At 60.4% G+C, this 8,628-nt stretch carries 4 protein-coding genes and 1 pseudogene; 2 read left to right on the top strand and 3 right to left on the bottom strand.

The window, feature by feature from the left end:
• Positions 1–3,389 (bottom strand): Eco57I restriction-modification methylase domain-containing protein (locus tag KBZ15_RS13035; protein WP_255015625.1); only part of this gene is annotated, 3,389 nt, incomplete at its 3' end.
• Positions 3,390–3,548: 159 nt separating this feature from the next.
• Between KBZ15_RS13035 and KBZ15_RS13030 the strand changes: the two genes are divergently transcribed.
• Entirely contained in the window at positions 3,549–3,755 is a 207-nt protein-coding gene (locus tag KBZ15_RS13030; RefSeq protein WP_255015624.1) for a hypothetical protein, read from the top strand.
• Positions 3,752–4,147, top strand: coding sequence for a type II toxin-antitoxin system VapC family toxin (locus tag KBZ15_RS13025; RefSeq protein ID WP_255015623.1), 396 nt, complete (start codon positions 3,752–3,754; stop codon positions 4,145–4,147). The genes KBZ15_RS13030 and KBZ15_RS13025 overlap by 4 nt, the downstream gene beginning before the upstream one ends.
• A 17-nt stretch (positions 4,148–4,164) precedes the next feature.
• Here the strand turns inward: KBZ15_RS13025 and drmD are convergent, their stop codons facing one another.
• Positions 4,165–7,437: a DISARM system SNF2-like helicase DrmD gene (drmD, locus tag KBZ15_RS13020; RefSeq protein WP_255015622.1), complete on the bottom strand. Its 3,273-nt coding sequence runs from the start codon at positions 7,435–7,437 to the stop codon at positions 4,165–4,167.
• Positions 7,438–7,998: 561 nt separating this feature from the next.
• Positions 7,999–8,337 (bottom strand): annotated as a pseudogene (locus KBZ15_RS18710) (hypothetical protein); the annotation flags it as partial.
• Between the last annotated feature and the right edge of the window lie 291 nt (positions 8,338–8,628).

Here is an 8,628-nt window from a genome sequence, read left to right as displayed (position 1 = left end):
ATTGAAGGAGTAAAGAAGAAGGACGTATAAGAGGCAGCTGCGACATGGTCAAGTTGTTCAATTGCATTGTATAGCGCAGGAGTGTATGTTCCGTAAAGCCACCAATTCTGCTTTCGACTTTCTGCTACAGAGTAATCACCGCTAATTCTATCCCTTTCCGGCTTGACTCGTTCCTCGACGATCCTGAATGCTTCCTGGTACTGCTGCATTGCTTCATTCTTGGTCATATCTCTAAAATTGATCGCCATTCGATAGCCGCTCTGGGTTGGGCTGTTCGAGATTTCTTGGCCTCCTATATAGGGCTTTATGACTTCATTCAGCTTGGGTTCTCTCGCTATTAGCTCAAGGGCTTCAGCCATGCTCCCAGATTCGCCAGCAGGAATCTGATCGGAAAATAGGAAACCTTCTCCGTAAAGATTACACCCAACAAAACATGTGTCACTCATTGAGACGAGTGGAGATGGATTCATCTCGGTATTCACTGGCATGAGATGGCTGTTAATATTGCAAACTGTCTTCTTGTTCCACGTAGCATTCTGCACTGGCGCTCTGGATAGCGCCGTTAGACAAATGACTACGTTCGCAGCCCCAGGCCATTTGAGGCGACTTGTCGCCGAAAAGATTGTCCAACCATTCTGGATTAAATGACAAAGACCAGCTTTCCTAGAATCTCCCTCGCAAAGAGACGACTGTGCAATTAGGCTAAAGGCACCTTCTGTGTTAAGAAGCGTCTCTGCGGCCCTAAAAAAATGTACGACAATATCAACACCTTTGCCTTCCGTCTCTTTGTGCTTATTCCTCAGCCAGTCTGGATACCCCTTGCCTAGGTAGCCATATATCTTGGATCCACCAATAAAGGGAGGGTTTCCTATTATCGCATCAAAGCCCTCGCTTCCATCGCCAAGCACCTCGGGGAACTCCAGATCCCAGTGGAAGGGAGTGATCCCCTTTTCGCCTGCTGCCAAACGATCGCGGATCTCCTGAATCGAATCCTGTAGGCCCTCATCATTGAAGGCACCGCTGAGCCTCGCCAGATACACCTGCTGCTTATCGGCCCGCTCCTTCGGTTTGGTCTTGGCAAAGAACGCCGCCACCATCAGATCACCTGCCTGCCGCAGGCCTTCGGTTGCCTTGATCTGCTCGTCTAGCCGCAGCTTCTTGCTGTCGTAGTCGGCATCGCTGAGGCTGTCGAAGGCGAAGCTTTCCCTTCGATCAATTCCCATCTGCTCATAGATGCGGTTTTGAGCATCGAGGAATCCAAGCTGCACCTCACTCATCGCCGCTCGAATCTCCTTCACCGAGTAGCCCACCAGGGAATCACCGCACTTGAGCGCGTGATCTACAAAGGTGAATGGCAACTCTTTGCTCAAGGTCACCAGCCAGAGCGACAGCTTGGCCAGGTTCACCGCAAACGGGTTCTTGTCGACGCCATACAGGCAGCTCTGCGCGATCCGCCGGCGGGCAACGATGTCCTTGTCCCATTCTTCGCGGAAGTCATCGGGATAACCGTCCCGTTCCCATGCTTCCACCAACCACCCCGCCAGGAATCGGCAGACAGCCACCAGGAACGCTCCGGAGCCCATGGCCGGATCACACACCTTCAGCGCCAGGATCTGCTCTGCGGTGGGTTTGTGGTTGCACCGCTCCAGCCAGGGTCGGAACGCCTCAGCCACGATCGGTTCGGTGAGCGCGCGGGGGGTGTAGTGGCTGCCGCTGCGGCGCCGCTCGGCCGTGGGCTGCAGGATCAACGAACCGGCAGGCAGTGTGTTCGGCGTGTGGGTGGAGAGTTTCTTGTCGAGCGCCACACACAGCTCGGTGAGGGTGGTGGCGTCTTTCAGATCCTTCTTCACCTTGGCCGGCAGCTTGAGCGTCACTCCGGTCTGATCGTCGAGCCACTTCTCGCGCTTGCCGGGGCTCACCGCCAGCAGCTGCTCGGCGTCCACCACCACGGTGATCGTGATCTTCTGGCGGGAAGGCCGGTAGGTGATTCCCACGCTGGGGCCCTGGGCCTGCTCCACCGTGAAGCCCATGATCCCCTCGTACACCGAGCCGATCTGCTCCACATCCAGGGCCCGGTAGCTGAGCCGCTCGCCATCGAGCCAGATCAGCTTGCTCAGCACTTTCTCCACCACGTCGTCGCTGAGGGCGGGCAGGTTGATGAGGATGCCTTCGTCGTAGAAGCTGCCGGTGTCGCGACCCTCCAGGAACGGGTAGGCATCGGGGTCGAACAATTTGCCGTGGCGGGCTGGCAGGTAGCTCGGGTCCGCCCCGCCGCCGTCGTACACCAACCGGAACAAACTCAGCAGCGAGGCCCAGGCGCCGCGCCGGTCGGCCATGGCGCTCTGGTGCTCAAAGCGCTCCTGGCGCAGCCGGTCGGCCAAGGAGCTGACGCTGTAGTGCTGCCCGTAGAGCGAATCTCTGGGCATCAACTCTTCGTCTTCCGCATACAGCAGGAACACCAGCCGCAGCAGCACCGTGATCAGGCCGCCGTAGAGCTGCTTCTGGCCCTCCTCTGTTGTTGGCAACGCGCCCAACACACTGCGGCCGTTGTCCTGGGCAATGCGCTCGGCCGCATCGAAGCCCAGCAACAACTCCCAGAGGGCTTCGAGCACCTGTTCGGCAAGGCGTGTGCTCACCTCGTTCTGGTTCTTGCGGCTTGCCGCCAGCAGGGCCGGTAGACGTTGCTCCGGGTTGCCGCCGAACAGCCGGTCCACCCCCAGCAGCAGCTCGAGGGCACCGAGCATCGGCCGGCCCGCCACCTCAGCCATTGGTTCCAGTGGCATGGTGATGTGGCCGCTCGATTCACCGCGCGGCGCATGCACCAGCCGCAGCTGCGTGCCGTTGAACAACAGGCCGATCGGATGCTCGGTTTCCTTCAGCAACCGCTCAAAGCGCTGCTGCGGTGTGGCATCCCAGCCGTTGCCAGTGGGGTTCCAAGCGGCATCGAGATCACGGTCCCACTGGGGTGTGAGGGTGCCGCTGGCGTTTCGCCATTGGCTTAGATCGAGCACCAGGGCCTGCAGGCCCTCACCCTCCAGCTTCAGTACGCCATGGGTGGGGCGCAGGGTTTCGCCGTATTCGCTGAGCACCACCTCGGGCACCGTCTCCAGCGCGCTGGCCTCCACCAGATCGGAGTCGCCCCAATCGAGCAACTCGGTGGCTAGCTGCCGGAAGCTGGAGACCACCTTCACGGGTTGGTCGTTCACCCCCTCGGCCTCGTCCAGCAGCCCGGTGAGCTCCAGCTGAAGGGCCGAAAGACGAGCGGTTCGCTGTTCTGGAACCAACTCCAGCTTGGTGAGCACCGCCGGGGCCACCACCAGGCCCACGGGCTGCACCAGGCCGAGCCATTGCTCGTGGATCGCTTTGGTGGGGATGCCGTAGTAGGCCATTAGCGCACCTCCTGGAGGCTGGCGGACCCAGCAAGGTCTTCTGTCTCAGGACCCCAGCGGGCCTTGCGGGCCACGAGAGGGAGTGAGGAGGACTGTGGCGGGGGCAGGATTGCATGCTCAACCCATCTAGGATTGGGCTTGGCAAAGACAAGTTTCGCCATGACCTCCATCAGCCCGTCACTGAAACACCAGCTGGAACGCCTTTGCCCTGACCAGCGCAGCCAGGTGGGCGCTCTGTTGGCAGCCATGCAGGATTCCGCCTCGCGAGGAGCATCTGCCCCGCGGCAGCCAGGCGGCCTGTTTGGCAAGATGCACACCCACGCCGATTTCGATGCTCCCTTGGCTGAGGAGTTTCTGATTCCTTGAGCGGCGCCGGGTTTCTTCTTGATACCAGTGTGCTGATCTGGTGGTTGGCAGAACCATCGCGCCTTTCCACCAGTGCCCTCAGCAGCATTGCTGACCCTGAGAATCAGATCTACTGCAGTGTGGTCAACCTCTGGGAGATTCAGATCAAGGTGAAGCTGGGCAAGCTGGATCTTGATCTGCATCTGCCGGAGATTCATAGCTGGGTTGTTGATCAGGAAGGTTGGTTGCTGTTGCCAGTCCACTGGCCTCACATCAGGCGACTGGATCAATTGCCGGTGCCGCATAAAGACCCGTTTGATCGCCTGCTGATTGCCCAGGCTGTTGAGGAGAACCTGACCTTGGTGAGCGTTGATCCCTTGATGCGTAATTACCCCGTAGCTGTGCTGGGTTGACTTGAATCCCCTGTCCATCAGCGCACCCCCTGCGGCCAGAGGTAGATAGCCCCGGCCGGCTCCACCCGGTGGGTCTGCAGCGCGAAGGTGCGGCGGATGCGTTCCGGTTCGCGCTCCAGATCAATGTCGATGGTTTGCAAGCGCTCCTCCCAGTACTTGCGGTTGTCCTGCAGCTGGCGGCGTTCCTCCTTGATCCCGCCCAGATCGAGCAGCAGCTGATCGAGGTTTTCGTTGGTGCGGCTGCGGGTGCTGAGGATCCGTTTGCGTTGCTCCTCCAGCACCCGCACAAAGCGGGCCACTTCATCGTCGGACCGTTTGGCCAGCTTCTGGGCCGCGTCCTGACGGCGCTCGTCGACCACCCGATCGAGGGCGTCTCTGAGCTGGCCCACATCCGCCGCCAGATGCTGCTGCAACGCCATCGCTGCCGCTTCTGGTGCTTCGAGCTGCAACTGGAGGGATTCTTTCAAGTCCTTCATCACCCGATCGCTCTTCTCCACGCTGAGCTTGCGCAGGCGCCGGTTTGGATCCGCTGGATCCCACTCGGCCACCACGGAGAGCACCTCATCGTGCAGCCGCGAGGCACCGTGGCCGTAGAGGCTAAGCCGCGCCAGCACGACCAGCTTGGCCGTGTCATCGGTCGTGCCCAACACGGCGGCGCGGCTGAGGGCATCGCTTTGGAAACCACGCATCAGGAAGCGGTTGAGCAGCCGCATCACCAGCGGGTGCTCTAGATGCAGGTGCACCCGATCGGCGTTCACCTCCTGGGGGTCCTGGAACACCACCGGCTGCAGTTGCGTCTCCTTGCGCCACTGCCACAACTTCTGGCCGGGTTGGCGTGGAGGCCGCAGGGCATCAAGCACATCCCCCCAGGCGGCTTCTCCGCCCGGCAGCTCGGCAGCACTGGGGAAATCCCAAATGGCCCGATCGGGATCCTGCTCGGCCTGGCTGGCATCCCGCGGTATTAGCGCTAAGCGGTTGTTGCCTTGCCGCTCTCCGGTGAGTTGCAGGCTGGTGTTGAGGGCATTGCGAAACTGGGCGCGGCTGAAGTTCAACCACTTGGTGGAGCGCTCCAGTGCGCGCTCTAGCTTGCCCACCTGTTTTTCGAGCTCTTCTTTGCGCTCACGGCTCCCTTCCAATTCCTCATCTAGCAGGGCCCGGGTGATGCGCAGGTCTTCCTCCTGATCCAAGCCCTTGATGTCTGCGATCGTGCGCGCCAACGACGTGGGGTTGATGCCCTTGGCCAGCAGATCATTGAGCTTGCGGATCACCACCGGCGGCAGGCAACCCAGTTCCTGGCGGATCTGATCTGTCTTGCGCACCACGGTGTCGAGCACCACGTCTTCCGGGCGTTGGGGCAGCACGAAATAGTGGCAGTACACCTGCGGCGCACGCTGCAGGGTGCGATCAATCCGACCATTGCGCTGCTCCATCCGGCCCGGGTTCCAAGGGACATCGAAGTGCACCAACCGCCTGCAGTGGTTCTGCAGGTTCACGCCCTCGCGGGCCGCGTCGGTGGCGATCAAAATCCGTAGTGGATCGACGTTGGGTGGGCTGTTGAAGCTGCGCTTAATCGCCTCACGCCGCTCATCGCCGATGCCACCATGGAATGTGGCAATCCGGTCCTCGGCACAATCGCTACCGGCGATCAGCTCGCGCACGCGGCGCTCCAGCCAGTCCTTGGTGTCGGCGTATTCGGTAAAGATCAGCAGGCGCTCGCCAGCCCATTCAGCGCCTTGCTGCCCAAGACGCGGACAAAGGTGTTGGCGGATCAACTGCTCGAGGCGCTGCACGCGGCTGTCGGCCTCGTAGCGGGCTGCTTCGGCGATCGTCTGCATCTGACTCAGTAGCTGCTTCTCCTCTTCGCTGGACACCAGAGCCGAGCCCACGGCTGCCTCGTGCTGGGCATCGGCCTCCTCCAGAAGGTCCTCCTCGTTGCCTTCGGCGCGATCGTCGTCGCCATCGATGGAACCCTGCAGTAGATCGAGGGCCTCCAGCCGCACCGGGCGCTGTTTGTCGGCCTTGGCGGCTCGTTTCTCCAGGGTGTTTCTATGCACCCTCAACGTGCGATCAAAAGCCGCGATCGAACTCAACAGCCGCTTCTGCAGGTTAGATATCACCAGGTTTTCTGCTGCACGCTCCCGCTTACCGGCGCTCGCTAGGCGCTGGTTGCGCATCTCCCTGTAGCGGCTGAGCAGCTCGGCCAGTTTGATCTCCGGGGTATTCGCCGGTAGTCCATCGATCACCTCCGGCACCACCAATCGCTCAGGCAGCTCCACATTTATCTGGCGCAGGTCTTCCTTGAGCCGCCGCACCATCACGTCCTGAAGGTCTTGCTTGCGCACGGCCACGCCGCGGCAGAAGCGGGTGGGATCGAGGATCTCCAGCAGGGCGGAGAAGCTGTTGCTGTGGCCGTTGTGGGGAGTAGCCGAGAGAAACAGCCTGTGCTCGAACCTTCCGGCCAGATCGCGCATCGCGCGGGTGAGCTTGGAGTCGATCGCAAATTTCGAGCCGCTCGCCGGCGCCGCGTTATGGGCCTCATCGAGGATCAGCAGCGCCTGCTTGCCCTCATCGCCGAGCCAGTCGCGCAGAGGCCCTGCATAGGCCTCGTCGCGCACAAGCGCTTGGCTAATGATGAACCGGGTGTGGGTCGCCCAAGGGTTGATGCCCCAGCCCCGCTGCCGGCGCATCTCGGTGATGTACTGCCGGTCGAGCACGGCAAAACTCAGCCCGAAGCGGCTCTCCATCTCCCCTTTCCACTGCAGCACCACCGACGGCGGCGCCACCACCACCACACGGTGCACCTTCTGGCGCAACAGCAGCTCGCGCATGATCAGCCCGGCCTCAATCGTCTTGCCCAGGCCCACGTCGTCGGCGATGAACAAGCTCACCCTCGGCATGAGCAGGGCCTTGCGCAACGGCTCCAGCTGGTAAGGCTTCACATCGATGCCAGCTCGCAAGGGCGACTGGAATAGGCCGGGGTCGGTACTGGTGACGCAGTTCCAGCGCAGGGTATTCAGGTAGCTGCCGAACACCTGCGGGTCGTCAAAGCCCCGTTGGCCCACCGTGTCCCAGGTGGTCTCGCCCAGCACCAGGGCATCCACTTCACGCTGCCAGAACACCTCAAGCCGTTGACCATTGGCGTCGTCGTCGAGGCAGGCCATCCTCACCACCGTGTCGCCATCCGCGTGCTCGGCGGGCTCCACCTCCTCCACCAGCCAGCGGTGGCTGCGGCACTGCACGACGCAGCCGGAGGTGGGTTTGGAGGCCACAGTGAAAGACTCTTGCTTCATCACGCCACGGTCTCCTGGATTGAGCCTATTGCCCAAAGCTGCATCACACGGTGCGCTGGGAGCGGATAGGGGCTCTGGGTCTTGGGTAGGCCCCTCAGAACTAGGTGTTCTGTCTTTTGCTTCAATTCCTGATCCGGCATGAAGGATCGACATGGAATCCTGCAGCTGATCATTGAAAAGGTCAGGATCCGCTGTGCCCACTTCTCCTTCGACTGAAATGCTCGGTCTAGGTGCCGCATCGGTGGGTTGGCTTGCTGTGTAGGCATCAGATAGGAGTTCTTGGCACGATTGCGAAGTGAGATCATCTGGATCTGATTCCTGTGGTGGTGGTTGTGCCATGGGCCGATCAGCCGCCCTTGGTGGCCACGGTCTTGTATAGGGGAGCGCGACAAGTTCTGGTTCTGGCTCTGGGTCAGGCTCTGGCAGGTCATTTGCATCCGTGGGGTCACGCGGACTGGTCCCGTCACGAGGACGTGCGTTGATCAAGTTTCTGACTGGCAGCCCTTGGGTGCGGTCACACGGGATCACCACCGACTTACGTAGCCGTTTGAGTTGAGCCACCAGTTTCTTGATCTCGCCCTCAGAATTGTCAAACCAGTCTGTTGACCAGACCTTGTAGACATTCCACCCAAGGGCCTCCAGGACTGACTGACGGTATTTATCTCGATCGCGCGCAGCTCTCGCTGAGTTGTAGTTGCTACCATCTCCCTCGAGGGCCAAAAGGTAGTGATCAGGTGCGTCTGGGTGTCGGACTGCTAGATCAATGAAGTAGTTGGAAAATCCAACGCCACAATCGGCTGTAAAGCCATTACTGCTTAGCAGGCTAAAAACAAGCTTCTCGAAGGGAGTGGTGGGCTCACGTACCGTTGCCGATTCAGAATCAACGCTTCCCTTTTCCACATATCGGAGATAATCGCGGAATGCCAGGAGACCCGGGCCGGCTGTGGCGGGCAGACGCAACTGGTTGGATTTTAGGGAAGTCACCAACTCAATGGCATGCTTTGCCCGTGTGAACAGAACATTCAGTCGTCGATGGCCACTGGCACGGTTCAGCAGGCCGAAGCGCAAGGGAATCGCCCCCCCCGGCTCGCTGGGGCCGTAGGTTGTCGAGATCACGATGGTATCTCTCTCGTCACCCTGAACCTTCTCAAGTGGCTTAACGAAAAGACTTTCACTGTTGTCATGCAGGTC

Origin of the sequence: Cyanobium sp. BA20m-p-22 (assembly GCF_024346275.1) — a bacterium.
Classification (GTDB): domain Bacteria; phylum Cyanobacteriota; class Cyanobacteriia; order PCC-6307; family Cyanobiaceae; genus Cyanobium_A.
This window is presented reverse-complemented; position numbering and strand designations above follow the sequence as displayed.

Bases quoted from the DNA above. Each gene is read 5' to 3' on its own strand.
- KBZ15_RS13030 (WP_255015624.1), top strand. From the start codon at position 3,549: ATGACCTCCATCAGCCCGTCACTGAAACACCAGCTGGAACGCCTTTGC.
- drmD (WP_255015622.1), bottom strand. From the start codon at position 7,437: ATGAAGCAAGAGTCTTTCACTGTGGCCTCCAAACCCACCTCCGGCTGC.